This window comes from Candidatus Accumulibacter phosphatis (genome assembly GCF_012939955.1).
GTDB classification, from domain to species: Bacteria; Pseudomonadota; Gammaproteobacteria; order Burkholderiales; family Rhodocyclaceae; genus Accumulibacter; species Accumulibacter delftensis.
The window spans coordinates 76,481-100,711 of the sequence record NZ_SPMY01000033.1; the positions used below are offsets into that span (position 1 = coordinate 76,481).

28 protein-coding genes and 3 pseudogenes are annotated in these 24,231 nt (G+C 63.6%); 26 read left to right on the forward strand and 5 right to left on the reverse strand.

Annotated elements, in window-relative coordinates; all coding sequences use genetic code 11:
* Positions 1-50 precede the first annotated feature (50 nt).
* The 15 genes and pseudogenes from E4Q23_RS12350 to E4Q23_RS23880 all read left to right on the forward strand — a co-directional run bounded on the left by E4Q23_RS12350 (position 51) and on the right by E4Q23_RS23880 (position 13,101).
* A complete protein-coding gene (locus E4Q23_RS12350; protein WP_169066910.1) occupies positions 51-614 on the forward strand; it encodes a sigma factor in 564 nt (187 codons plus the stop codon).
* Positions 615-713: 99 nt separating this feature from the next.
* The gene (locus E4Q23_RS12355; protein ID WP_169066911.1) at positions 714-1,106 is read left to right on the forward strand and encodes a hypothetical protein; all 393 of its coding nucleotides are present in this window, start codon (positions 714-716) and stop codon (positions 1,104-1,106) included.
* 29 nt (positions 1,107-1,135) lie between these two features.
* A complete protein-coding gene (locus E4Q23_RS12360) occupies positions 1,136-1,903 on the forward strand; it encodes an ATP-binding protein (protein ID WP_169066912.1) in 768 nt (255 codons plus the stop codon).
* Positions 1,904-1,934: 31 nt separating this feature from the next.
* Positions 1,935-2,441 (forward strand): DUF669 domain-containing protein, encoded by a 507-nt coding sequence (locus E4Q23_RS12365; RefSeq protein WP_169066913.1) that lies wholly within the window; start codon positions 1,935-1,937, stop codon positions 2,439-2,441.
* A 4-nt stretch (positions 2,442-2,445) separates the two neighbouring features.
* Entirely contained in the window at positions 2,446-2,811 is a 366-nt protein-coding gene (locus E4Q23_RS12370) for a hypothetical protein (protein ID WP_169066914.1), read from the forward strand.
* A complete protein-coding gene (locus E4Q23_RS12375) occupies positions 2,804-3,751 on the forward strand; it encodes a PD-(D/E)XK nuclease family protein (protein ID WP_169066915.1) in 948 nt (315 codons plus the stop codon). Before E4Q23_RS12370 ends, E4Q23_RS12375 begins: the two co-directional genes overlap by 8 nt.
* Positions 3,748-5,322, forward strand: coding sequence for a DEAD/DEAH box helicase (locus tag E4Q23_RS12380; RefSeq protein ID WP_169066916.1), 1,575 nt, complete (start codon positions 3,748-3,750; stop codon positions 5,320-5,322). Before E4Q23_RS12375 ends, E4Q23_RS12380 begins: the two co-directional genes overlap by 4 nt.
* Positions 5,322-5,645: a DUF6511 domain-containing protein gene (locus tag E4Q23_RS12385; protein WP_169066917.1), complete on the forward strand. Its 324-nt coding sequence runs from the start codon at positions 5,322-5,324 to the stop codon at positions 5,643-5,645. Before E4Q23_RS12380 ends, E4Q23_RS12385 begins: the two co-directional genes overlap by 1 nt.
* Positions 5,646-5,673: 28 nt before the next feature.
* Positions 5,674-7,974, forward strand: a complete 2,301-nt coding sequence (locus tag E4Q23_RS12390) for a PriCT-2 domain-containing protein (RefSeq protein WP_248595420.1) — start codon at positions 5,674-5,676, stop codon at positions 7,972-7,974.
* Positions 7,975-8,306: 332 nt separating this feature from the next.
* Positions 8,307-8,816: a crossover junction endodeoxyribonuclease RuvC gene (locus tag E4Q23_RS12395; protein ID WP_169066919.1), complete on the forward strand. Its 510-nt coding sequence runs from the start codon at positions 8,307-8,309 to the stop codon at positions 8,814-8,816.
* Positions 8,813-9,040: a hypothetical protein gene (locus E4Q23_RS12400; protein WP_169066920.1), complete on the forward strand. Its 228-nt coding sequence runs from the start codon at positions 8,813-8,815 to the stop codon at positions 9,038-9,040. Before E4Q23_RS12395 ends, E4Q23_RS12400 begins: the two co-directional genes overlap by 4 nt.
* Positions 9,037-9,576 (forward strand): hypothetical protein, encoded by a 540-nt coding sequence (locus tag E4Q23_RS12405; protein WP_169066921.1) that lies wholly within the window; start codon positions 9,037-9,039, stop codon positions 9,574-9,576. The genes E4Q23_RS12400 and E4Q23_RS12405 overlap by 4 nt, the downstream gene beginning before the upstream one ends.
* Positions 9,577-9,727: 151 nt before the next feature.
* Positions 9,728-11,125: a site-specific DNA-methyltransferase gene (locus tag E4Q23_RS12410; RefSeq protein ID WP_169066922.1), complete on the forward strand. Its 1,398-nt coding sequence runs from the start codon at positions 9,728-9,730 to the stop codon at positions 11,123-11,125.
* Positions 11,112-12,101: pseudogene (locus E4Q23_RS12415) on the forward strand (ParB N-terminal domain-containing protein); the annotation flags it as partial. The gene E4Q23_RS12410 and the pseudogene E4Q23_RS12415, both read left to right, overlap by 14 nt.
* Positions 12,102-12,663: 562 nt before the next feature.
* Positions 12,664-13,101, forward strand: coding sequence for a DNA-methyltransferase (locus tag E4Q23_RS23880; protein WP_248595409.1), 438 nt, complete (start codon positions 12,664-12,666; stop codon positions 13,099-13,101).
* On the opposite strand, the gene E4Q23_RS12430 is transcribed toward E4Q23_RS23880, so the two are convergent.
* The 4 genes from E4Q23_RS12430 to E4Q23_RS12445 all read right to left on the reverse strand — a co-directional run bounded on the left by E4Q23_RS12430 (position 13,065) and on the right by E4Q23_RS12445 (position 14,651).
* Complete coding sequence (locus tag E4Q23_RS12430) at positions 13,065-13,445, reverse strand: hypothetical protein (RefSeq protein ID WP_169066923.1); 381 nt, start codon at positions 13,443-13,445, stop codon at positions 13,065-13,067. The genes E4Q23_RS23880 and E4Q23_RS12430 overlap by 37 nt on opposite strands.
* 28 nt (positions 13,446-13,473) lie before the next feature.
* A complete protein-coding gene (locus E4Q23_RS12435; protein WP_169066924.1) occupies positions 13,474-13,665 on the reverse strand; it encodes a hypothetical protein in 192 nt (63 codons plus the stop codon).
* Between the two features lie 91 nt (positions 13,666-13,756).
* Entirely contained in the window at positions 13,757-14,008 is a 252-nt protein-coding gene (locus E4Q23_RS12440) for a hypothetical protein (RefSeq protein WP_169066925.1), read from the reverse strand.
* 121 nt (positions 14,009-14,129) lie between these two features.
* A complete protein-coding gene (locus E4Q23_RS12445; protein ID WP_169066926.1) occupies positions 14,130-14,651 on the reverse strand; it encodes a DUF3489 domain-containing protein in 522 nt (173 codons plus the stop codon).
* Between the two features lie 87 nt (positions 14,652-14,738).
* Between E4Q23_RS12445 and E4Q23_RS12450 the strand changes: the two are divergent.
* Positions 14,739-15,017: pseudogene (locus E4Q23_RS12450) on the forward strand (HNH endonuclease); the annotation flags it as partial.
* 52 nt (positions 15,018-15,069) lie between these two features.
* Here E4Q23_RS12450 and E4Q23_RS24595 read toward each other — a convergent pair.
* On the reverse strand, positions 15,070-15,204 hold the full coding sequence (locus tag E4Q23_RS24595) for a hypothetical protein (RefSeq protein ID WP_272873678.1): 135 nt from the start codon (positions 15,202-15,204) through the stop codon (positions 15,070-15,072).
* Between the two features lie 306 nt (positions 15,205-15,510).
* On the opposite strand from E4Q23_RS24595, the gene E4Q23_RS12455 reads away from it, so the two are divergent.
* From E4Q23_RS12455 to E4Q23_RS12495, 10 genes and pseudogenes are all read left to right on the forward strand, one after another.
* Positions 15,511-15,981, forward strand: a complete 471-nt coding sequence (locus tag E4Q23_RS12455; protein WP_169066928.1) for a phage terminase small subunit P27 family — start codon at positions 15,511-15,513, stop codon at positions 15,979-15,981.
* On the forward strand, positions 15,978-16,277 hold the full coding sequence (locus E4Q23_RS23885) for a hypothetical protein (RefSeq protein ID WP_248595410.1): 300 nt from the start codon (positions 15,978-15,980) through the stop codon (positions 16,275-16,277). Before E4Q23_RS12455 ends, E4Q23_RS23885 begins: the two co-directional genes overlap by 4 nt.
* A 17-nt stretch (positions 16,278-16,294) precedes the next feature.
* Positions 16,295-17,695 (forward strand): annotated as a pseudogene (locus E4Q23_RS12460) (terminase large subunit).
* Positions 17,695-18,975, forward strand: a complete 1,281-nt coding sequence (locus E4Q23_RS12465; protein WP_169066929.1) for a phage portal protein — start codon at positions 17,695-17,697, stop codon at positions 18,973-18,975. The pseudogene E4Q23_RS12460 and the gene E4Q23_RS12465 overlap by 1 nt, the downstream one beginning before the upstream one ends.
* A 16-nt stretch (positions 18,976-18,991) precedes the next feature.
* Positions 18,992-19,909, forward strand: a complete 918-nt coding sequence (locus E4Q23_RS12470; protein ID WP_248595411.1) for a S49 family peptidase — start codon at positions 18,992-18,994, stop codon at positions 19,907-19,909.
* Between the two features lie 617 nt (positions 19,910-20,526).
* Positions 20,527-21,237 (forward strand): hypothetical protein, encoded by a 711-nt coding sequence (locus tag E4Q23_RS12475; RefSeq protein WP_169066930.1) that lies wholly within the window; start codon positions 20,527-20,529, stop codon positions 21,235-21,237.
* Between the two features lie 224 nt (positions 21,238-21,461).
* Positions 21,462-22,763: a phage major capsid protein gene (locus E4Q23_RS12480; RefSeq protein ID WP_169066931.1), complete on the forward strand. Its 1,302-nt coding sequence runs from the start codon at positions 21,462-21,464 to the stop codon at positions 22,761-22,763.
* 36 nt (positions 22,764-22,799) lie between these two features.
* Entirely contained in the window at positions 22,800-23,246 is a 447-nt protein-coding gene (locus E4Q23_RS12485) for a hypothetical protein (protein WP_169066932.1), read from the forward strand.
* Positions 23,247-23,249: 3 nt separating this feature from the next.
* Positions 23,250-23,873: a head-tail connector protein gene (locus tag E4Q23_RS12490; protein WP_169066933.1), complete on the forward strand. Its 624-nt coding sequence runs from the start codon at positions 23,250-23,252 to the stop codon at positions 23,871-23,873.
* A complete protein-coding gene (locus E4Q23_RS12495) occupies positions 23,870-24,229 on the forward strand; it encodes a phage head closure protein (protein WP_169066934.1) in 360 nt (119 codons plus the stop codon). Before E4Q23_RS12490 ends, E4Q23_RS12495 begins: the two co-directional genes overlap by 4 nt.
* Positions 24,230-24,231 lie beyond the last annotated feature (2 nt).

Below are 24,231 nucleotides of genomic sequence, written 5' to 3' on the forward strand. Positions count from 1 at the left end.
ACGTCCCGTGAGAAGAATGGGTAACTCCTAAACGAACAAGGAGTTACACCGTGCCACTCGATAGCACTTACTTCAAATCGGCCATCAATGCGGCGGCCGCCAGAGCATACCAGATGGCAACCCGCTTCGGACTCTCGCACGCCGACCGGGAGGATCTCCACCAGGAACTGCTGCTCGACCTGCTGGAGCGTGCCGAACAGTTCGACCCAGACAAAGGCAGCGCCGGGACCTTTACCGGAATGCTCTCCAAGCATCGGGCGTCTGAGTTCCTGTACCGACTAACGAAGGACCGTTGGCGTCTGAGTTTTTGCTCCGGGAATGAGCCGGACGAGGGCGCGACAGATCCTCTCGATGCACTGGCGGACACCGACGCCGTGCTCCCCCAGTGGGGCGAAGTCACCAACGGCTTTGACGAACTTCATTTCGCTCGCGACCTCGACCACGCCCTCAGCCGGATGGACGACGAGCAGCGAGCGCTGTTCTCCCTGCTCCTTGAGCATCAGGACACGCCCAGCGCCTGCGAGGCGTCCAGCGTTTCGTCCGCCACTTTCTACCGCCGCCTCACCGATCTGAAGATGCATCTGCGCATGTTCGGCATTAAGGCGGCGGCCTGATCGTCGCCGCCACACCCTCCTGAGAAAAATTCCCCGGTCCCCCGGTAAAAACAATCAGACCCCGCAGCTTTTCTGCTGCGGCCACCTGACGGAGATTTGATGAACGCCTTCGATCCCACCTTTGTACTGGGCCAAAGCGAGCCGAACGGCCTCGCGGCCAATTTCGAACGTCCGCTGTACGTACCGGCCACACCGCTCACCGAGGCCACGCTGTGCGACTGGATCGCCACGTCGCTCGCCGGCGAGCGCATCCAGTACCACCAGGGCCTGCTGCTGGTGGACCGCTCCGACGCAAACAGCCCGTATCCGTCCAAGGAGCGCCAGCGCATCCATGCCGTGGCCAAGCGGGCCTGGCACGCCTGCGAACTCGGCCTGGTGCATCTGGTGAGCCAGCGCGTCGAGCCCTTCGTCTTTCGCTATATCGCGGTTCGCGCACGGATGACCCCCAACGCATCGCAAGTCCGCAAGCAGCTGCTCACCACGGCGCACTGACCCCTTCACTATCCAAGGAACACGCCCACATGGCCATTTCGCTCTCCCAACTCACCCGCGCCAGCGCGCCGAAGCCGCCCCGCATCCTGATTCACGGCGTCGCTGGCGTGGGCAAGACCTCGTTCGCCGCCGGCACCAGCAATCCGGTCTTCATCCAGACCGAAGACGGTCTCGGCACGATCGAGGCCAGCCACTTCCCGATCGCACGCTCGTTCGAAGAGGTCATCGAGTGCCTGGTCACCCTCTACAACGAGAAGCACGACTTCAAGACGGCGGTGGTCGATAGCGCCGACTGGCTGGAACCGCTGATCTGGGCGAAGACCTGCAAGGAATACGGCTGGAAGGATCTGGAAGCACCGGGCTATGGCAAGGGCTACCTGGCGACCATGGAGTTCTGGCGGCAGTACCTCGACGGCCTGAACGCCCTGCGCGACGAGCGTGGCATGACCATCGTGCAGATCGCCCACACCGACATCAAACGCTTCGACAGCCCGGAGCACGACCCCTACGACCGCTACGTGATCAAGCTGCACACCCGCGCGGCCGCCTTGCTGCAGGAGCACGCCGACATCGTGCTCTTCGCCAATTACCGCATCAGCACCGTGAAGGCCGACGTCGGCTTCAACAAGAAGGTGAACCGCGCCCTCGGTTCCGGCGAGCGCGTCATCCATACCGCCGAACGCCCGGCTTTCCTGGCCAAGAACCGCTACGGCCTGCCCGACACCTTGCCACTCGACTGGTCGGCGTTCGCGCAGGGGATGCCGGATTGCCTGCAAGAAGCGCTCGTCAGTCACTGAATCCCTGTTTTTACCGCAACGGAGAACCGCCATGGCCTCATTTGGACACACCTTCGACGCCTCAACCGTCGAACCCACCACCCCCTTCGAAGTCTTTCCGCCCGGCAAGTACCGGGTGCAGCTCGTCGCCAGCGAAATGCGCCCAACCAAGGACGGCATGGGGCAATACCTGCTCCTCGAACTCGATGTGCTCGAAGGTCAGTACGCCGGGCGCAAGTTCTTCGACCGCCTGAACCTCGTCAATGCCAACCCTGATGCCGTGCTGATGGCGCAGCGCAGCCTGTCGGCGCTGTGCCGGGCGGCCGGCAAGATGCAGGTCAGCAACAGCGAGCAACTGCATCTGATCCCGATCCAGATCGACGTCAAGGTGCGCCCGCCGAAGGGACAGTACGGTGAGAGCAACTCGATCCGTTACCTGTCGGGCAGCGATACGCAGCCGATGCCGCCGGCCGCGCCAGTCCCTGCGGCCCCGGCCGGCCATGCCCGTGCGGCAAGCCCTGCGGCGCAAAGCACGCTGCCCTGGAAGCGTCAGGGCTGACCCGATGCCGGCTCCCGACTTCATTCCGCTGCCCGACACCGCGTCCACCTGTCGCGAACGTCTGGTCGAGCTACAGGGCGAGATCGCCTCGATCAAGACCCAGATCGCTACGGCGGACATCGCCCGTCAGGCCCGGCGCGGAGCCCTCGATGCGCAGTGGTTCCACCGGGCGAAGACGGCGCTGCGTTTCAAGCAGCAGGAGCTTGCTCGGGTGTCAGCACATCTGGCCGCGCTGGCGGGCGATCTCCCTCGGGAGCGCTTCAAGGACACGCTGATCGGCGTGCTGCGCGAGCAGCTCCCGGACGACACCTGGCAGTTGGCCCTGGCGGTCGCCCGTGAGCGGCAAGGCAGGGAGGTCGGTCATGGCTGACTTGCCTGCCGTCGTCAGTCCGACCCGCGAAGCCATCTTCGCCGCCTACGAGGCCGACGCTCACCAGGGCTTTCGTGCGCACCTGGGTGCTTCGCTGATCGGCAAGCCCTGCGAGCGGTCGCTGTGGTACGACTTTCGCTGGACCACCGTCGCGCAGCATCCGGGGCGCTTGTTACGGCTCTTCGAGACCGGGCAGCTGGAAGAAACCCGCGCCGTCCGCAATCTGCGGCGCACCGGCGCCACCGTGCTCGAAGTCGACCCGGAGACCGGGCGGCAGTGGCGTGTCGAGGCGCACGGTGGTCACTTCGGTGGCTCGCTCGACGCCGTCGCGCTGAACCTGCTCGAAGCCCCCAAGACCTGGCATGTGCTGGAGTTCAAGACGCACGCGACGAAGAGCTTCGTCGAACTCGTCGCCAAAGGGGTGCATCAGGCCAAGCCACAGCACGACGCGCAGATGCAGATCTACATGCGGCTCACGACCCTGACACGGGCCATGTACCTCGCCGTGAACAAGAACAATGACGACCTCTACATCGAACGCGTCGAACTGGATGCCGATTACGCCGATCGGCTGCTGGCAAAAGCCGCTCGCATCCTCTTCGCCGCGCGGCCGCTCGACCGGGTCAGCGAGGATCCGGCGTGGTTCGAGTGCCGGATGTGCAGCCATGCCGAGGTCTGCCGGGGTCACGCCGCGGCGGCAGTGAACTGTCGCACCTGCCTGTCCTCGACACCGGTCGAGGGAGGCTGGTGGTGTGAACGACACCAGCGGGCCTTGTCCGAGGCCGACCAGCGCGCCGGCTGCGACCAGCATCTCTACCTCCCCGACCTGGTGCCGTGCGAGCAGATCGACGCCGGTACGGACTGGGTCAGCTATCAACTTCCCGGTGGCGAAATCTGGCGCGACAGCGGCCGCCACAAGTACGCGGAGCATTCGCTATGACCCTGACCGTGCGGCCGTACCAACAGGCGGCCATCGATGGCATCTACCAGTATTTTGAGGGGGAGACCGGAAATCCCCTGGTCATCATCCCGACCGCTGGCGGCAAGTCCCTGGTGATGGCCCGCTTCATCGAAGGCGTGCTGAAAGCGTTTGCGGACCAGCGCATTCTCGTCGTGACGCATGTCCGCGAGCTGATCGAGCAGAACCATGGCGAACTGCTGCGGCTATGGCCCGAGGCGCCGGCCGGCATCTACTCGGCGGGACTCAAGCAGCGAGACATCAGGGCGCGCATCCTGTTTGCCGGCATCCAGTCGATCCACAAGCGCGTCTATGACGTGCAGCAGTGCGACTTGGTATTGATCGACGAAGCGCACCTGATCCCGCGCTCGTCGAACACCCTGTACCGGCGCTTCCTCGACGGTTTGACGCGCATCAACCCGCTGCTCAAGGTGATCGGTTTCACGGCCACGCCGTACCGCCTGGACTCCGGACGGCTCCACGAGGGCGATGGCGCGATCTTCACCGACATCGCCTACGAGGTGTCGGTACGCGACCTGATCGACCAGGGCTATCTGTCGCCGCTGGTCTCCAAGCGCATGGCGACGCAACTCGATGTCGGCGGCGTGGGCACCCGTGGCGGCGAGTTTATTGCGCGCGAGTTACACGCCGCTGTCGACCGGGAGGCGATTACCCAAAGTGCCGTGGCCGAGATCGTCGCCTACGGTCAGGATCGCCGCTCGTGGTTAGTCTTCTGCGCCGGTGTCGAGCACGCGCGACATGTGCGTGACGCGATCCGCACGCAGGGCATCCGGTGCGAGACCATCGTCGGCGAGACGTCCAGCGCCGAGCGCGAGTCGCTGATCGAGGCCTTCAAGGGCGGCAAGATCCGCTGCCTGACCAACGCCAACGTGCTCACCACCGGTTTCAATGCCCCCGGGGTTGATCTGATTGCGATGCTGCGACCGACGAAGTCGGCGGGGCTGTACGTGCAGATCGTCGGTCGCGGCTGCCGGCTGGCGCCGGGCAAGAGCGACTGCCTGGTCCTGGACTTCGCCGGCAACATCGCGCGTCACGGACCGATCGATGCGATCAAGCCGAAACGTCCCAGCGAGGGCGACGGCGACGCGCCGGTCAAGGTCTGCCCGGACTGCGCCAGCCGCGTTCATGCGGCGGCGCGCGCGTGCCCTCAATGCGGGCACTCGTTTCCCCCGCCCGCACCAATGATCGAGGCCCGGGCCAGTACGCTCGAGGTGCTCTCAAGCCTGGTCAAGCCCGAGTGGGTGGCGGTGAGCCAGGTTTGCTACGCACGCCACGAGAAGCCCGGCAAGCCGCCCTCGCTGCGCGTCGAGTACTGGTGCGGCCTGTCGGCCCATCACGAGTGGATCTGCGTCGAGCATACCGGCTACCCCCGCCAGAAAGCAGCGACCTGGTGGGCGGCGCGCGCGCCCGGTACGGCCTTACCAAAAAGCGTCGACGAAGCGCTCCAACACGCGCCGGCTTTGCGGCAACCAGCCGAGATCGCGGTCCGCCCGAGCGGGCGCTACACGGAAGTCGTGGCGGCGCGCTTCTGATGCTCTGCGACATCTGCCGCCGCGAATACCGCGGCTTTGGTTACTCACCCCGTCTGACCCGCCAGAGCGGCCCCGATCTGTGGGCTTGTTCGATGCGGTGTCTGGACATTATCGGGAGGCTCAAAGGAATGATCGACCCCAATGAACATGAAGAAGCCGCACTGCGTCAGGCCAGCGCCTTGGGCGGCGAGTACGTCGAATCGCTCGGCCGCACCAATCTGGCCCAGTGGTCGGAGCACGAATGGTCGACGCTGATCGACGTCGTGGTCACCGCTTTCCAGGATCACCTGCGGGACGCCTACACCCAAGACCCGCCGTTTTGAGGAGGGGAGCATGACCGCTTCCAGTTTCATGGCGCAGTTGGGCGCCAAACTCGTCGACGGCGGGTTTCCGATCTTGCCGATTCAGCCCGGTACCAAGAAGCCGGGCGTGTTTCGCCGAGGGACTTGGCACGACTACCCGGCGTGGAGTCGCCATTGCACGCGCGACACCACCGAGCACGAGATTGACGTCTGGGGCGACTGGCCGGATGCCGGCATCGGCGTCGCTGCGGGACGAGTGATCGGTATCGATATTGATGTACTCAGCGATCCCCGGTTGGCCAAGCGCATCGAGGTCCTGGCCCGCGAGATGCTGGGCGACACGCCGGCCTTGCGGATTGGGCGTGCGCCCAAACGCCTGCTGGTCTATCGCGCCGAACAGCCCTTCAAGGGGTTCAAGTTGCCGCCGATCGACGTGCTGGGCCTGGGCCAGCAGTTCGTCGCTTACGGCATCCATCCAGAAACCGGGCAACCCTACGACTGGCCGCTGGACACGCTGGCCGAGATCGCCATCGACGATCTGCCGGCGATCACCGAGGCGCAGGCGCACGCTTTTGCCACGGCAGCGATCGCGCTGGTGCCGCCTGAACTGCGGCCGGCGCGGCTGCCGCACCTTCAAGGCGCTGAAACAGCCGCTGGCGGGGTTGGGGAACAGCGCGGCACGCTCGAGGCGGTGACCGAGGCGCTGCGCTTCATCGCGAACGATGACCTCGACTACGACAGTTGGGTGCGCATAGGGCTGGCCATCAAGGGCGCGCTCGGTGATGACGGCTGGCCGCTGTTCGAGAGCTGGTCGGGGCGGGCCGCGAAGGATGTTCCTGAGACGACCGTGAAAGCCTGGAAAGGCATGAAGCCGAGCCGCATCGGGGCGGGCACGCTCTACAAACTGGCGCTGGAAGCAGGCTGGGAGCCTGCCGCGACGCTACCTCTCAACGGAACGCTGGCGCTGAACGGGGAGCATCCGGCGAAGGCGATGCTGCAGTCCCTGGGAAGATCGACGCCGATCACTGCGAGCGCGTCAACGAACGCCGCGCAGACGAACCCGCCCAAGGCGCCACCCATGCCTGCCGGCTGGAATCAGGTCGGCGGAGTACTCGCCGACCTGATTCAACTGATGACGAGCAGTGCCAAGCGACCGCAACCGGTGCTCGCATTGGGCGCCTCGCTGACCGCCGTCGGAGCCTTGATGGGGCGGAAGTACCGCACGCAGAGCAATATTCGCTCGAACCTCTATGTGGTCGGAATCGCCGAGAGTGGTGCGGGCAAGAACCACAGCCGCGTGGTGATCATTGAACTGTTGAGCCGGGCCGGGCTGCTGCAGTACCTGGGGGGCAACAAGATCGCCTCGGGCGCGGGCCTCCTGGCCGGGCTTCGCCGCCAGCCAGCCATTCTCTTCCAGTTGGACGAGTTCGGCATGTTCCTGTCAGCCGCCGCCGATCGCAAGCGTTCGCCGCGCTATCTGTGCGAGGTGCTCGATTTGTTGACTGAGCTGTACACGACCTCAGGCACCACGTATTTCGGTGTGGAGTATGCGCACAGCCAGGCCGAGGCGGCGCATCGGGCGACCCATCAACCCTGCGTGTGCATTTACGGCACGACGACACCGCTACACTTCTGGCAGGCGCTTCAGGCGACCAACATCGCCGATGGCTCGTTGGCGCGGTTCCTGATTCTTCAGAGCGAGGAGGACTTTCCGGACAGCAACGAAGACTTTGGCCTCATCGATCCGCCGCAGGAATTGATCGATCGCCTGCGGTTGATCCATCAAGGCGGTGGCAAGCTCAATGGCAACCTGGCCGACGTGGGTGCGGTCGACGAGGTATCCCCCCTTCCTCGAACCGTACCGACCAATGCCCAGGCCAAGGGCGTCTTCCAGGCGCTCGACCACGACTTGCTGAACGAGCTGCGCGCCGCGCACGGCACCGGCTTCGCATCAATCCTGGCGCGCATCGAGGAGAACGCCACCAAGCTGGCGCTGATCCGCGCGGTGTCGCGCGATGCCGTGGATCCGGAGATCACCGGCGACGACGCCGAGTGGGGCATCCTGATCGCACGGCACTGCGCCGGACAGACGATTCGCGAAGCGTCGATGCGCGTTTCGGAGAACGTCATTGAGTCGAATCACAAGCGCGCGCTGCAAATACTTCAAGCGTCCGGACCGGTTGGGATGGCCAAGAGCGAGTTCACGCGCCGCACGCAGTTCATGGATGCGCGTCAGCGAGACGGCGTGCTGAAGACGCTACTGGACGCACAGATGATCGAGATTGAAATGATTCAAGGACCACGGCGCCCGATGAACTTGATAAAAGCACTTGAAAACAGTGGGTTGTGAAGGTCGCGAGGAACAACTTCAAAACTTCATAACTTCAAGCCTTAGATACCCTGTATACCTAGATCTGCCCTCGCGCGCGATCCCGAGAGAGAAGGAGAGAAAAAAAAACAGGATGTATATTGAATGAATTAAATATTGAAGTATTTATAGATCTAGCTCTCTCTCCAGGGACACTCCCCTTGAATGAATGAATTATTGAAGTTATTGCCGTAGTCCCGTTCTTGCTCTGACCCGTACCCGATCCCGATCGGGCATGAGGGAGCGCCGAAGACCCTGACCCGGTCGCGTGCACGCTCCTCCAGGCCGCCACTAGCCTTTTGGAGGATTTGCACATGTCCCACCATCCCACGACGCAGCCAGCGGCCTCTGTCGCCGCCCTCCCTGGTGCGAAGCTCGCCCTTGATCTCGGCCAGCACACTGGCTGGGCGCTGGCCTATCCACGCGGTCCCATCACCTCGGGTACCGAGACCTTCAAAGCGGGCCGCTTCGAGGGCGGCGGCATGCCGCTGCTGCGCTTCGCCGCGTGGCTCGACGAATTGCACGCCAAGGCCGGTCCGCTGACTGCCGTTGTGTTCGAGGAAGTGCGCGCGCACCGAGGCACGGCTGCGGCCCACACCTACGGCGCCTTCCTCGGGCAACTGACCGCGTGGTGCGAGCACCACCAAGTGCCCTACCAGGGCGTGCCGGTCGGCACGATCAAGAAGCACGCGACCGGACGCGGCAACGCCGGCAAGGACGAGGTAATCGCCGCGATGCGCGCCAAGGGTTTTTATCCCGCCGACGACAACGAAGCGGACGCGCTGGCGCTTCTGCAATGGGCGCTGAAAGGGGGCGCGCGATGAGCCGACTGACCTGCACCCTCGGGCGCCTGGTGCCGGTGGCGCCAGCGACCGAAGACGAGCTGCGGGCGATGCGTGCCGCCGCCTGGCACAAGCAGGGCGTCCTCGCGGTACCACTCGAATCGGTCACCGACAGCTGGGAGCGCACGCTTCTCGAGGCGATCGGCAGCCGGCTCTACGGACGTCGGCAGAAGACTGCCGATCGCCGTGGGGAGAACTCGCGATGAGCGCCAAGACGAAACCCACTCCGTACGGTCCGGTGCGCCCCCTGGCCGGCGGTCGTCAGGTCGAGTGGGTGCGCGAGGCATCCGGTGAGCACCAGGGCAACGAGCACTTCCGTACCATCGATTCGCTCAGGCTGATGCTGAAGAACGGCACCATCACGCCACCGATGCACGACGCCGGGCAGGAATTCTCGGCCACGTTCGCGCGGGCTCAACTGGACGGACCGCGCGCGCTGGCGCTCGACCGCATTCGCGGTGGGCAGTGGTGCGACAGCATGACCGAGCGCACCGCCTTTGCCCTCAAGCGTATCGGCCAGGCGCTCGACGCCGTGGGCGGTATCGGCAGTCCGGGCGGCTCGGCGGTATGGCACGTCGCCGGGCTCGGGCAAAGCGTCAAGGAGTGGTCGGCGCAACAAGGCTGGAACGGTCGGCCGCTGTCACAGCCCGAGGCGCGCGGGATCCTGGTCGCGGCGCTCGCCATGCTTGCTATGCATTACGGGTATTTACGTGAGGCCGGGAGCAAACCCCTTGACCGGTGAACATCGAAGGCCTAGCATTTCGTCAGCCTCAAACAAAAGCGCCTGCCGATCCTCCTCGCCGCAGGCGTTTTTGCATTCTGGCTCGACTTGACCCGCCCCTGTGGCGGGTTTTTGCTTTCAGCGCCGCACCCTCCTGGAACTCCCGAACACCATGCTCAACGTCGAGTACCGCAAGGTCGAGACGCTGATTCCTTGCGCCCGGAATCCGCGTACCCACAACGCCGAGCAGGTGGCCAAGATCGCCGCCAGCATCGTCGAGTACGGGTGGACCAACCCGATCCTGGTCGATGGCGACAACGGCATCGTCGCCGGTCACGGCCGACTCGCCGCGGCGCGCAAGCTAAATCTGGACGATGTGCCGGTCATCGAACTGGCCCACCTCACGCCAACCCAGAAGCGCGCCTATCTCATCGCGGACAACCGCATGGCGCTGGATGCCGGCTGGGACGACGCGATGCTGGCGCTGGAACTCGAAGACCTGAAGCTGGCCGACTTCGATCTCTCGTTGACCGGATTCGACGCCGACGAGATCGAGGCCTTGCTGGCTGACAGTCACACCGACGCAGAGCAGCCGGGCGATGGCAACCCGCCCGATGCCGCCGACGATGTGCCCGAGGTTCCGGCCAATCCCGTATCTCGTCCCGGCGACGTGTGGGCCTTGGGTCAGCATCGCCTGATCTGCGGTGACGCCGCTGACTCTGCTGTGATCACGACGCTAATGGCCGGCGAGCAGGCACGGCTCTGCTTCACCTCGCCGCCCTATGGCAACCAGCGCGACTACACCAGCGGCGGCATCACCGATTGGGACGGATTGATGCGCGGCGTCTTCGTAGATCTCCCGATGACCGACGACGGCCAGGTGCTCGTCAACCTCGGCCTGATCCACCGCGACAACGAAGTGATCCCGTACTGGGACGGCTGGCTGGCGTGGATGCGTACCGAGGGCTGGCGGCGGTTCGCGTGGTACGTCTGGGACCAGGGGCCGGGGATGCCCGGCGACTGGGCTGGACGTTTCGCCCCGAGCTTCGAGTTCGTCTTCCACTTCAACCACCAGAGCCGCAAGCCGAACAAGATCGTGCCCTGCAAACACGCCGGCCAGGACTCACACCTGCGTGCCGACGGATCCTCCACCGCAATGCGCAGCAGGAATGGCGAGGTCGGCGGCTGGACGGCAGCGGGCCAACCCACGCAGGAGAACCGGATTCCCGACTCGGTGATTCGGGTCATGCGCCACAAGGGCAAGATCGGGCAGGACATCGACCACCCCGCCGTCTTCCCGATCGCCTTGCCGGAGTTCATCCTCGAGGCCTACTCCGACACCGGCGACCTCGTCTTCGAGCCCTTCTGCGGTTCGGGTACGACGATGCTCGCGGCGCAGCGTACCGGCCGCATCGCCCGCTCGGTCGAGATTGCCCCCGAGTACGTCGATGTGGCGATCAAGCGCTTCCAGCAGAATTTTGCCGGCGTGCCGGTGACGCTCGTGGCCACCGGCCAGACGTTTGACGAGGTCGCCGACGAGCGCCTGGGGAGCGACGATGCTGACCGTTGAGCAGTGGCCGATCGACCGACTGATCGAGTACGCGCGCAACCCGCGCAAGAACGATCATGCCGTCGACCAGATGGCCGCCGCCATCCAGGAGTTCGGCTTTCGGATCCCCTGTGTCGCCCAGTCCGATGGGCGCCTGGTCGATGGTCACCTGCGCCTGAAGGCGGCGCGCAAGCTCGGGCTCGACACGGTGCCGGTGATCCTCGCCGACGACCTGACGCCGACGCAGATCAAGGCCTTTCGTCTGCTGGCCAACCGCTCGGCGACCTGGGCCGAGTGGGACGACGATCTGCTGCGCCTCGAACTCGATGAGCTGAAACTCGACGAGTTCGACCTAGCGCTGACCGGCTTCGATGCCGACCAGTTGCTGGAGATCATGGCCGGCGAGGAGACCAGCACCGAAGGCGAGACAGACGACGACGCTGTTCCGGACCTACCGGAAACACCGGTGTCGCGACTGGGTGATGTGTGGGTGCTCGGCAAGCACCGGCTGCTGTGCGGGGATGCCACGCAAGAAGGCAGCTACCCGGCGCTTCTCGGCACCGATCACGTGTCGATGCTCTGGCAAGACCCGCCGTACAACGTGAACTACGCCAACAGCGCGAAGGACAAAGTGCGCGGCAAGAATCGCGCGATCATCAACGACAACCTGGGTGACGGGTTCCACGATTTCCTGGTGGGGGCCCTCACCCCGGCGCTGGCGCGCTGCGATGGCGCGGTCTACATCGCGATGTCCTCCAGCGAACTCGACGTGCTGCAGTCCGCCTTCCGCGCCGCCGGCGGCCACTGGTCGACGTTCATCATCTGGGCGAAGAACACCTTCACCCTGGGCCGCGCCGACTACCAGCGCCAGTACGAGCCGATGCTCTACGGTTGGCCCGAGGGCGGCAAACGCCACTGGTGCGGCGACCGTGATCAGGGCGACGTGTGGCAGATCAAGAAGCCAGTGAAGAACGATCTGCACCCTTGCCTGTGCCCTGGCACAGAGGTGTTGACGGACAACGGTTGGCGAATTATCGAATCGTTGGTTGCCGGTGACAGCGTCCTTGCGGCGGACGGGAAGTTCCACTCCGTCGAACTGGTGTCGTCCCACGCTATCGAAAAACCTGTTTTCCGACTGACTGTTTCAGGCGTGGAGCGCGCAGTTGATGCCACCGGCAACCACCCATTTCTCGTTTTGCGTGATGGCAGTTTGGCCTGGATCGAGGCTTCTCAAATCATTGAGGGAGACGAGATATGCTCACCAGCAAAGGCTATATCAGAAAATGGTACGGTGATCGGCTACGAATGGAACACGACGTCGTGTGGGAACGAGACTTTGGTGTCATCCCAGACGGGTTTTGCGTCCATCACGTCGACCACAATAAGCAAAATAATCACATTTCAAACCTGCAACTTGTCACCCACCTTGAGCACAAGCGGATTCACTCCGGTTGTGAACTCCGAGATGGTGTTTGGTGGAAGCCCTGCAGCGCTTGCGGATCGCTCAAACCTGTTTCCCCAGAGCACTGGTATATCAGCGCAGGAGGAGCGCCGTATGGATGGGGCTGCCGACCGTGCCACGTCAAAAAAAATCGTGCAGCTTCGCTCTGCGAAGCGTAAGCAGCACCGAGAAAATAAACTACTCAGGGTTGGTGTGGAACTTGTCGGTGGAGGGCAGCCCTACGTTTGAAACGCGCATCGGCATGTCTCATAACACAATGAAGCCGGTGGAACTGGTCGAACGCGCGATCCGCAATTCGAGCCGGCCGGGTGACTTGGTGCTCGATTGCTTCGGCGGCTCCGGTACCACGTTGATCGCCGCCGAGAAGTCGGGCCGGGCCGCGAGGTTGATGGAGCTGGACCCGAAGTACGTCGATACCATCGTTCGCCGCTGGCAGGACTACACCAACAACAACGCCACCCGGGAGTCGGATGGCGTGGCGTTCGATGCCCTGGTCGGTCAGGCCGAGAGTGCTTCCTCGGAGATCGCGCAGTGAATCACAAACCCCGTCAGGTACGGCAAGCCTTGCGGGATGCCGGAGTCTTTGCTGGTCCGGCGGTTGATCGTCCAGCCCATCCATTGCGTGATGGCGGCGTCAATCGCCTGCTCGACGTGCTTGCCGACCAGCATCTGGTTGCGGACATCATCAGAAAAGTGTCGTCCGTGGCGGCTGTCGAGAAAGAGCCTGACCGATTCGAGAGGCTCGCCGGTGGCGTTGGAGATTGCGGTCATGGCCAAAAGCCATGCGACTTCGGCGTTGTCCTGCATGCCGCCGTAGAAGCCCCAGGCTTCGTTGTCGGTGGCGGGGATCGGGTTGGCGATGGTGTTGGCGGTGGTCATGGCGTCTCTCCTGGTTGTGTTTGGCTGTCTACCTGCGGCCCGTAACGGCGGTCAGCTTGCTGCGTGCGGGCCCCGTCCAGAAGCAGGGGCCTTTTCCGCTTTTGGCTTCGTCGTCCCAACGCTCAAGGATCTCGGCGTCGGTCCAGCCTTTGGCGGCGAGGTAGGCGTAGTCGTCGCTGTTAAAGTTGCTGTGCTTGCGGAGGGTCTCGTTGGTGGTCATGGTGTTTCTCCCGTTTGCGTTGATGACAGAGACATGATTGCTCTACCACGAACACAAGCCAAGTGCTTTCTCAATCATTTTGGCAACGCTTTCAGTCTTCCCAAATGGACGTTGCATCGCGTGCAATCCAGATGCGCGCCCGGTCGTCGTCGCTTGCTGCTTCGACCACCGCGCTGCCTGTTTTCGTGTTAACGCCCTCTTTGCCGGTGGCACAGAAAGTCTTGCCATCGTGGATGATGATGCTCGGCGCCAACGTGCTGAACTCGATCTGGATGCTCATCACGCCGCGGCTGCGACCGTTGGTATCGGTCACGTTGGTCTGGCGGGTGGTCTTGGCGGTCATGGCATGCTCCTCGGGGTAGTTGGTTGCGACACCCGTATGAACGCTCTGTTCGATTGAGAAGGCAAGCGCGTTCTCAATCATTTCGGGGGTGGCTGGATCTGTCCGACCACCCCTTGGGTAACTACCCGATGTGGTAGATACGCTCACCACCAGCGGGCTTCTCCGAGGTGATGGTCAGCCCGAGTTTCTTCTTGAACGCGCCGGCAAACGCGCCTCGCACGGTGTGCGACTGCCAGCCGGTGGATGCGCAAATTTGCGCAATTGTCGCGCCCTCGGGCCGCTTGAGCAGGGCGATCACCGCTGCCTGCTTGCTGTTCTCGCGGGTGCGGGGCTTCGCCGTCGTCGCTTGCTTCTCGGCCACCCATTGCGCCTCCGTGGCGCCCAGGGCAGCTTCCACCTCCGGGTCGGGATGCGTGGTCGGCAGTGCCGGCGGGGTACGTTCCAGTGCGTCGTAGCCAACCGGCGAGATGAACCAGTCAGCGTCGCTGCCGGTGATGAGGGCTTTGTTGCAGAGGCCCTCGATCACCTTCTTGCGGGCGCCGCCCTTGACGTTGTCGGGGAACCAATTGACACGGCCATCGGTTTGCTCGGCAGCCTGTTCGAGGACCAGGCGCTGGGTGTCGGTGAGTGCGGTGCGGGTCATGGCGATCTCCTTGATCGGGGTTGATGACGAGCACATGAACGCGCTGTTCAATCACGAAGCCAAGTCCTGCCAACCAGAAAGACGCGAATGCCCTTGCGTGCCCCGACTCCCTGCCGACACCCGGGTTGCGGTGCGGTGCTGACCACACCCGGCTATTGCGACGCGCACCGTGCCGATCACCGGCAGTGGGACAGCAATACGGGGAAGAGGAAGCGACAAGAGAAACGTGCCCTGCCCACAAACAGCGCCGCGTGGCGAGGCCTGCGCGCTCGGCTTCTGCGTGAGGCACCGCTATGTCAGGAGTGCCTGCGGCTCGGTGTCTTGTGCGCCGCCAGCGTCGTCGATCACATCGATGGCGATAGCCACAATAACGACCGATCGAATCTGCAGTCGCTCTGCAGTCGCTGCCACGCCAGAGTCACGGCGAGGCACGACGGCGGCTTTGGCAACCCGAACCGGCGTCGCCAAGCGGACCGAGACTGCTGAGCGTGTCAGCGTCGGTCGATGGCCACTCGATGTCCGGCTGCGCACGCACGAAGCAAGGCCAGATCATTCGCTCATCATCACATTATACGTTCAGCATGAATGAAAAATGCCAATTGTGTAGATATGGAAGTCCAGCTTCGCGAAATGACTCGGCTACAGGCCCCTAGGGGCCTAGGTTCTCTACAATGGCATATGCTGGATGCGTGCGCGTGGTCAATTTTTTGTGCGTGCAAATTAGAAAACTTTTTTTTTGGCGGAAAATGGCGCTTGAGCATTGATTTCATTGGGGTTTTTGGCAAATCGAGAGGTGCCAAATCCGGCTCGTTTCCGGCCGAAATCGGTGCGAAAGGGCCATTTCGCGGGGTGATTTCGTATGGCCGCTCCCGGACGTAAGCCCCTGCCCGTGGTCGTGAAAGAGATCAAGGGGACGCTGCAGAAGTGCCGCAGCAACGTGCGCGAACCGAAACCGACGACGGCCTTGTGCACCCCGCCCGAGTACATGTCGGACAGCGCCAAGGAAGCGTGGAACTACGCGGTGGCCAATTCGCCACCCGGTTTGCTGTCGGCGCTCGACGGGGCGGTGCTGGAGCGCTGGGCGAACTGCTCCGGGATGTACCGCGAGGCGCTCTCCAAGATCAACAAGGCCGGTGTCTCGGGGATGATGATCAAAACGCCCAGCGGCATCCTGCGGCGCTCGCCCCTGATGGACGTGATCCGGGATCTGGCGCTGGAGATGAAGGGCTACGAGGCCGAGATGGGATTCACTCCGGCGGCGCGCTCACGCATCTCGCTGCCGGCGGAATCGACGACCGAGTCGGATCCGTGGTCGGAGATTGCCGGATGACGGCCAACCGCAGTTACACGACGATCGCCCGCCAGTACGCCAAGGCTGTCGTCACCGGCAGGGTTCTCACCGGCAAGTGGGTGCGCGAGGCCTGCCAGCGGCAACTCGACGATCTCGCGCGCTTCACGGGCAGGGACAGTCCCTACCGCTTCAACCCGACGCTGACCGACAAGCTGGGGCGCAGTTTCCGGCCTGCCGACAACACCTGTGCGCCTTCATCGAGCGCCTGCCGCACGTCAAGGGGCCACTGGCAGGACAGCCGATCCGGCTGGAGCCCTGGCAGGTGTTCATCCTGACCACCGTCTTCGGCTGGGTGAAGCCTGACGGCAAGCGGCGCTTTCGCCGCGCCTATATCGAAGTGCCGCGCGGCAATGCGAAATCGACACTTTCCTCCGCCCTGGCCCTGTACATGCTGGCGGCCGATGGTGAAGGCGGCGCCGAGGTCTATTCGCTGGCCACCACTCGCGACCAGGCGCGCATCGTCTTCGGCGACGCACAGACCATGGCCCGCCAGTCGGCCGGGTTCCGGTCCCGCTTCGGCGTCGGCGTCGGTGCGCACAACCTGCACGTGCTGGCCAGAGGCTCGAAGTTCGAGGCGCTCTCTGCCGAAGGATCGACACTCGACGGGCTGAACATTCACTTCGGCTGCATCGATGAACTGCACGCGCACAAGACCCGCACCGTCTACGACGTGGTCGAGACCGGCACCGGCAAGCGCGACAACTCGCTCTTGTGGGTGATCACCACCGCCGGCAGCAACCGCTCGGGGATCTGCTACGAGATCCGGACCTTCGTCACCCGCCTGCTCGACGGCGTGTTCGCGGACGACAGCCAGTTTGCTGTGGTCTATGGGCTCGATGACGGGGACGACTGGACGCTCGAAGAGTCACTGATCAAGGCCAACCCCAACTGGGGCATTTCGGTGCGTCCGGAAGTGCTGGCGCCGCTGCAGGCCAAGGCGATGCAGATGCCGAGCGCGGTGAACAACTTCAAGACCAAGCACCTGAACGAGTGGGTCAACGCGGACACCGCGTGGATGGACATGCGCTCCTGGGATCGCTGCGCCGACCAGGGGCTCGATATCGAATCCTATGCGGGACAGCCGTGCTGGATCGGACTTGATCTCGCCAGCAAGACCGACATCGCCGCCTTGCTGCTGGTCTTCGCGCATGCGGAAATCGACGGCGGCTTTGCGGTGTTCGGTCGCTACTACCTGCCCGAAGACACGGTGCACGCCACCGGCAACAGCCAGTACCCCGGCTGGATGGGCAGCGGGCGGCTGACGGTGACGCCGGGCAACGTGATCGATTTCTCCTGGATCGAAGCTGACCTGGTCGATTTTGCCTCGCGCTTTGCCATCCAGGCGGTGGCCTTCGACCCGTTCCAGGCAACGCAGTTGTCGACCCGGATGCTGGCCGAGGGACTGCCGATGATCGAGGTACGACCGACGGTGCTCAATTTCTCGGAACCGATGAAGACATTGGAGGCGCTGGTCCTGCAACGAAAACTGATCCACGACGGGGATCCGGTACTGGGGTGAATGGTGAGCAACGTCGTGGCGCACCTGGACGCGAAGGACAACATCTATCCGCGCAAGGAGCGCCCGGAGAACAAGATCGACGGCATCGTCGCGCTGATCATGGCACTGTCGCGGGCGATCACGCCCGGCACCCAGGTGGTGCTCGGTGCCGACTACGAACTGGTGATGCTCTGATGGGGATGTTCAGCTTTCTCTCGCGCTGGATGGCCTCGAGTGACGACCGCTCGTCCGGAGGTGACTTCTGGTTCGAGCCGGTCACGATGCGAAGCTCCAGCGGCATGCGGGTATCGGCGGACAACGCCATGCGCGTGGCGGCGGTGTACGCCAGCGTGCGCATCCTGGCCGAGACGATGGCGTCCCTACCGTTCGTGCTCTACCGGCAACGCGCCGATGGCGGCAAGGACCGGGTGACGGATCACTGGCTGTACACCGTGCTAGCCAAGCGTCCGAACCGCTACCAGAACCCGTACGAGTGGCGCGAGATGTTGCAGGGCCATCTGGCATTGAGGGGCAACGCCTACAACCGGATCGTGGCCAACCGCCGCGGCGAGATCGTCGAACTGATGCCGATCCACCCGGACCGGATCAGGATGGAATTGATGCCGTCCGGTGATTACCGCTACCGGGTGACCGATCGGCTCGGCGTAGAGGCCATACTGCCGCGCGGGGAAATCTGGCATCTGCGTGGTCTGTCGTCCGATGGTCTGATGGGCATGAGCCCGATCGAGCTGGCGCGCGAGAGTCTGGGCATGGCGCTGGCTGCGCAGGACTACGGCGCGCGCTTCTTCGCCAACGACGCCAAGCCGACCGGCGGCTGGATCGAGTTTCCGGGGTCGTTCAAGGACAGCGAGGCCAAGAAGGTGTTTCGGGAGTCGTACCAGGCGGCGCAGTCCGGGGCCAACCGCGGCAAGGTGCTGGTGCTGGAAAACGGCATGAAGTTCCACGAGGTGGGCGTGACCAACCGGGACGCGCAATTTCTCGAACTCCGCAAGTTCCAGATCACCGACATCGCGCGGCTGTTCCGGGTGCCGCCGCACATGATCGCGGATCTCGATCGCGCGACCTTCTCGAACATCGAGCAGCAGAGCCTGGAATTCGTGATGCACACGATGACGCCGTGGGCGGAACGGTGGGAAGCGAGCATCGAGTCCGAGTTGCTGCTCGACGGCGACGATCTGGAGGTCGAGTTCGACTTTGCAAATCTGATGCGCGGCGATGCCGCCAGCCGGTCGTCGTACTACCAGAGCGGAATTCAGAACGGCTGGCTGACCCGTAACGAGGCGAGGATCGCCGAGAACCTCAATCCGTTGGACGGGCTGGACGAGCCACTGCGGCCACTCAACATGGTCGAGGAAGGTTCGGCGGAGGGTCTGGAAGGCGATGCCGGGCAGGACCAGCGGCCTGCGCAGGATGTGACTGGACCGCAAGACGATGAAGACGCACAGAGCGAATGACGATGGGGATGACACGATGAACCACCACTTGCTGATTGCTGAATTTCTGGCCACCCCCTGGGCCTTGATGCCCGAACGATTGAATGCGGTCGCGGCTGTGCTCGCGCGTTGGTCGCTGGACGTTCCGGCTGGTGAGGACGTCCTGGCATCGATCGCCGCTGACCGCAACGTGCGGGAGGCACGCCGGCAGGTGGCCACTGCGGTGTCCAGTGGCGGGATTGCTGTCCTGCCCTTGTACGGCGTCGTCACCCAGCGCGGCAACATGGTCGACGATGTCTCCGGGCCGGGGAGCGTGAGCACGCAGCAGTTTGCGTCTGGCCTGCGCCAGGCGCTGGCCGATGATTCGGTCAGCCAGATCCTGATCGACATTGATAGTCCGGGTGGCAGTGTCTACGGGGTGTCCGAACTCGCCGACGAGATCGTCAGCGCCCGGGCACAGAAGCCCGTGGTGGCGACCGCCAACAGCCTGGCAGCGAGTGCGGCCTACTGGATCGGCTGCTCGGCGGCGGAGCTATACGTCACGCCGGGCGGCGAGGTGGGCTCGATCGGTGTCTGGCAGGCGCACTTCGACTACTCGCAGGCGTTTGTCACCAAGGGCGTCAAGCCGACGCTGATCTCGGCCGGCAAGTACAAGGTCGAGGGAAATCCGTATGTACCGCTCGATGAGGATGCGCAGGGGTTCATGCAGTCGCGTGTGGATGATTACTACGCCAGCTTCACCAGGGCGGTGGCGCGCGGGCGCGGGGGTGCCGATCGCGCAGGTGCGCGAGGGCATGGGTCAGGGTCGTGTGCTCGGCGGCGAAGCTGCGCAGGCGCAAGGCATGATCGATGGCGTGGCGACCTTCGACGAGGTCGTCAGGAAGATGCGGCGGGATGCGAGGTCCATTGCCAAACCGCGGGCGTCGCGGCTCTCCTACGCGCAACGGGCGATTGAGATTCTGTGACGTGGGGGCGGTGATTCGTGCCCTGTTGCACTGCATTGCTAATGCGTGTCAGCGTCGATTGGCCGAAGTGACCCTCTCCGGCGGGGCAGTAAGAGCCCTCCAATGCGTCGAGAGATCAGCCCTTCGGATCATCTACGAGTGTGAGGTCTTGGTTCCGGTTTTCAAGCAAGGCAGCGCCGTATTGCACACGGAACGTAAGATCGGCTGTCGACAAATTTTACAGTCAGAGTTCGCACCAATGTCCAAACACTCCGCAAGACTCCTCCCGAACCGGTCACAGGGCTATCAAGGAGCGGATCAGCCTGATGCCGATGCCTTTTTGAATGACAGTCTTATCGGACGACGGTCTCATCCCGGCAAGGTGACATTTTCTAGCCACTCGAATGGTTGAGAACCCTTGACGTGGTGTCGAGAAATTTTACACTTGTCCACTCCACTCCACTCCACTCTACGCCTAAGTATCTGTTTTTATGAAAAAGACAAAACAATGGCATAAATATTGCTTTTTTTATCGGCGTCGTTCGATGGGCAGGAAGTTGGCTTAGAGGCGTTTGGTGCCCCGGCAAATGTCCAACCCTTTTCGCGGGGCTCTTAGAGGGGAAAGCAGATGAAACTAAGACACGTGGTTATCCCAGCGGCAGCCATGTTCCTTGCTGTTCAAGGGGCAGCGAACGCTACAGTGGTGTATTTCAATGACTTTGAGTCTGCCATTGGACCGGAGTTAGCCCTAACATCCGGTAGTGGTACACTTGGTCTCGATGCTGATACAAGTCCCGCGAGCAAGTTCCTCGGGCTGAACGACGCATTGGCAAACGGTGGCCTTGGCAATAACCAAGTTACGTTGAGCCTCACCGGCTTACCGGCTCACTCGGCGATTACTGTTTCGTTTGACGCCTACATAATGAGAAGCATGGATGGTGGCTTCAACTGCTGCGGGCCGGATTACTTCGTGTTCAACCTAGGCACATTCACGAGGACTACGACCTTTGGCGGGCCAACCCAAGCCTTTCCGAACTTTCTCGAAACCGGAGGGACGCCTTCGGATAACGCCACATATACGGGAGGCACCTATACTGGTTCTGGCGAGGGAGTCTTTTTCCCCGTCACCTTCACGATCCCAGATGCTGGGTCTGCCGTAGCAATGTCGTTTTCCATGAACGGGTTGCAGGGCGTGTTTGATGAGGGCTGGGGGCTAGACAATCTGCGAGTTGAAGTCAACGGTGCGGTTTCTGAGCCTTCCACCAATGCTTTGCTGGCCATCGGCGCACTAGCCTTCGGGATTGGGAGCCGTCGTCGGAGTGCCCAGATTCTCCGCTGACCTTCTCTACCCCATGGGGCTGACCGCACAACGCTGCAGGTGCCGCTTGAACTTCCTCGTTGAATGTTTGCTCCGCTCACTGCTATGTCTTCCGGCGCCGCTCCCCTGACCCTCGCCCCGCCCTGAAACGACCCGTCGGTCGTCCCCCCACCCAAACCGCCTCCCGGCGGTTTTTTTACGTCCATCGAACCCGCCTCGTGCGGGTTTTTGCTTTGGAGAACCACATGAGCAAGCAACTGCGCGAGCTTCAGGCTCGCAAGACCACCCTGGTCAAAGAGGCCCGCGGTCTGACCGACCTCGCCGCTTCGGAAAGCCGCGACCTGACCGACGACGAAGTGACCGCCTTCGACGCCCTGCGCGCGCGCATCGACGCCGCCTCGGCCGCCATCGATCGCGAAGCCGCCCTGATCGCCGACGAAGCACGCATCGGTGTCGACCACGTCATCGGCCCGATCGTCACCGACAACCGCGAAGCCGATCCCCGGCGCGGCTTCGGCTCCGTCGGCGAATTCATGCAAGCGGTGTACCAGGCCGACAAGCCCGGCCAGTCGATCGACGCCCGCCTGCTGCTCGGCGGCATCGGCGCCGCCGCACCGAGCAACTACGGCAACGAGGCCGTCGGCCAGGATGGCGGCTTTCTGGTGCCGCCGCAGTTCTCGCAGGAGATCTTCAGGCTGTCGCTGGGCGAGGACTCGCTGCTGCCGCTCACCGACAACGTCGAGATCAGCGGCAACAGCATGGCGTTTCCGAAGGACGAGACCACGCCCTGGGGCACCAACGGTATCCGGGCGTACTGGCAGGGAGAGGCATCCTCGGGCACCCCCACCAAGCCGGTGCTGGGCCTGGCCACCCTGCGCCTGAAGAAACTGATGGCGCTGGTCCCGACCACCGACGAGTTGCTCGACGACGCCAACGCGTTGACCAGCTACCTGCCGGAGAAGGTGGCCGTCTCGATCCGCTGGAAAGCCAACGAGTCGATCCTCTTCGGCGCCGGCAACGGAATCCCGCTCGGCTGCATGAACGGCGGCGCCATCGTCACGGTGGCCAAGGAGTCCGGTCAGGCGACGCAAACCCTGCTGACGCAGAACCTCGCCAAGATGATCGCCCGCCTGCCGCCGGGATCATTCACCAACGCGGTGTGGATCGTGAACAACGATGTACTGCCGGCGCTGTTCACCCTGACTCTCGGCAACTACCCGATCTACCTGCCGGTCGGGCAATCGGTCGGCGGCATCCAGCTCTCGCCCTACGGCACGCTGCTCGGTCGCCCGGTGTTTGTCTCGCAACACGCCAACACCTTCTCGTCACAGGGCGACGTGCTGCTGGTCGACCTCTCCTACTACCAGACCATCACCAAGGCCGGCGGCATGCAGACCGCGACGTCGATGCATCTCTACTTCGACGCCGATCTGACCGCCTTTCGCACCACCTTCCGCATGGACGGCCAATCGAAGATCCAGAACCCGATCGCCCCGGCCAAGGGAGCCAACGCGCTCTCACCCTACATCCAGCTCGCCGCGCGATAGGCGCGGGCAGGAAGCATTTTTCCATAGGAGACATCCATGTACCCCAACCTCAAGGGCAGCGAAACGCTGTCGATTCTCGCCACCATCGACCCCGCCAGCCAGGCGGCCGGTACCGTCACCACCGCCTGGGTGCCGGTCGCCAACTTCCATGCGTTTCTGGCGCTGGTCGAGACTGGCGTTCTCGGCGCTGCGGCGACTCTGGACGCCAAGATCCAGCAGGCGCGGGACGCCACCGGTACCGGCGCCAAGGACGTCAGCGGCAAGGCGATCCGGCAGATCGTCAAGGCCAGCGGCGACAACAAGCAGGTGCTGATCAACCTGAGACCCGAGAACCTCGACAGCAACAACGGGTTCGCCTTCCTGCGTCTGTCGCTGACCGTCGAGGTCGCCGCCAGCATCGTCGCCGGCAAGCTCATCGGTGTGCATCCGCTCTACGCCACGGCGGAGGTCTTCAACCAGGCCGCGGTGGTCCAGGTCATCTGAGCCATGCCATTGCAACTCATCACCCCAGCCGCGGAGGAACCGGTGTCGCTCGCCGAGGCCAAGCTCCACCTGCGGGTGGAGTCTGCCGACGACGATGCGCTGATTGGTTCGCTGATCTCGGCGGCGCGGCAATCGGCGGAAACGCTCACCGGCCGCCAGTTCGTCACGGCGCGCTGGAAACTGGTGCTCGACAGCTTTCCCGGCCCGAGTCTGATGGGCGTTCCTGCGGGACTGACGTTCTCGCTGCCGGGGCACGCGATCCTGCTGCCGAAGTGCCCGGTCCAGTCGGTGTTCGCCATCCGATATCGGGACATGTCCGGCACCACACAGACCATGCCGCGAGCGGACTACACCGTCGACACGGCTTGCGAGCCGGCGCGCGTGACGCCGGTGTTCGGCAGTTCCTGGCCCGTTTCCCTGCCGCAGATCGGTGTTGTGCAGCTGGTCTTCGCTGCGGGCTACGGCGATGCCGCCAGCGTCCCCGCAGGAATCAAGAGCTGGATCAAGCTGCGCGTGGGCAGTCTCTATGCGCACCGCGAGGAAGTCGCCCTGCTGGCGAGCGGCAAGATCGAGGCCTTGGCGTTCATCGACGGTCTGCTCGACCCCTACCGGGTGGTGCTGGTATGACCGCGACCTTCAATCCCGGCCAGGCCAGGCAGCGCATCCGGCTGCAGGCCAAGAGCGTCACCCGCAACGCCATCGGAGAGGAAGTCGTCAGCTGGACCGACGTGGTTACCGAAACTCCCGACCATGCGCTCTGGGCCGAGGCCTGGCCGCTCAAGGGACGCGAGTTCTTCGCCGCCCAGCAAACCCGGTACGCCGCCGACGTCCGGTTTCGGATGCGGTGGCGGGCGGATGTGGTGCGCGAGCAGCGTGTCCTGTGGCACGACGAGCCCTACGACATCGTGATGCTGACTGACGTCGGTGCCGGTCGCCACACGCTGGAAATCCTCGCCATCAATGGACTCCGGAACGGACTCTGACC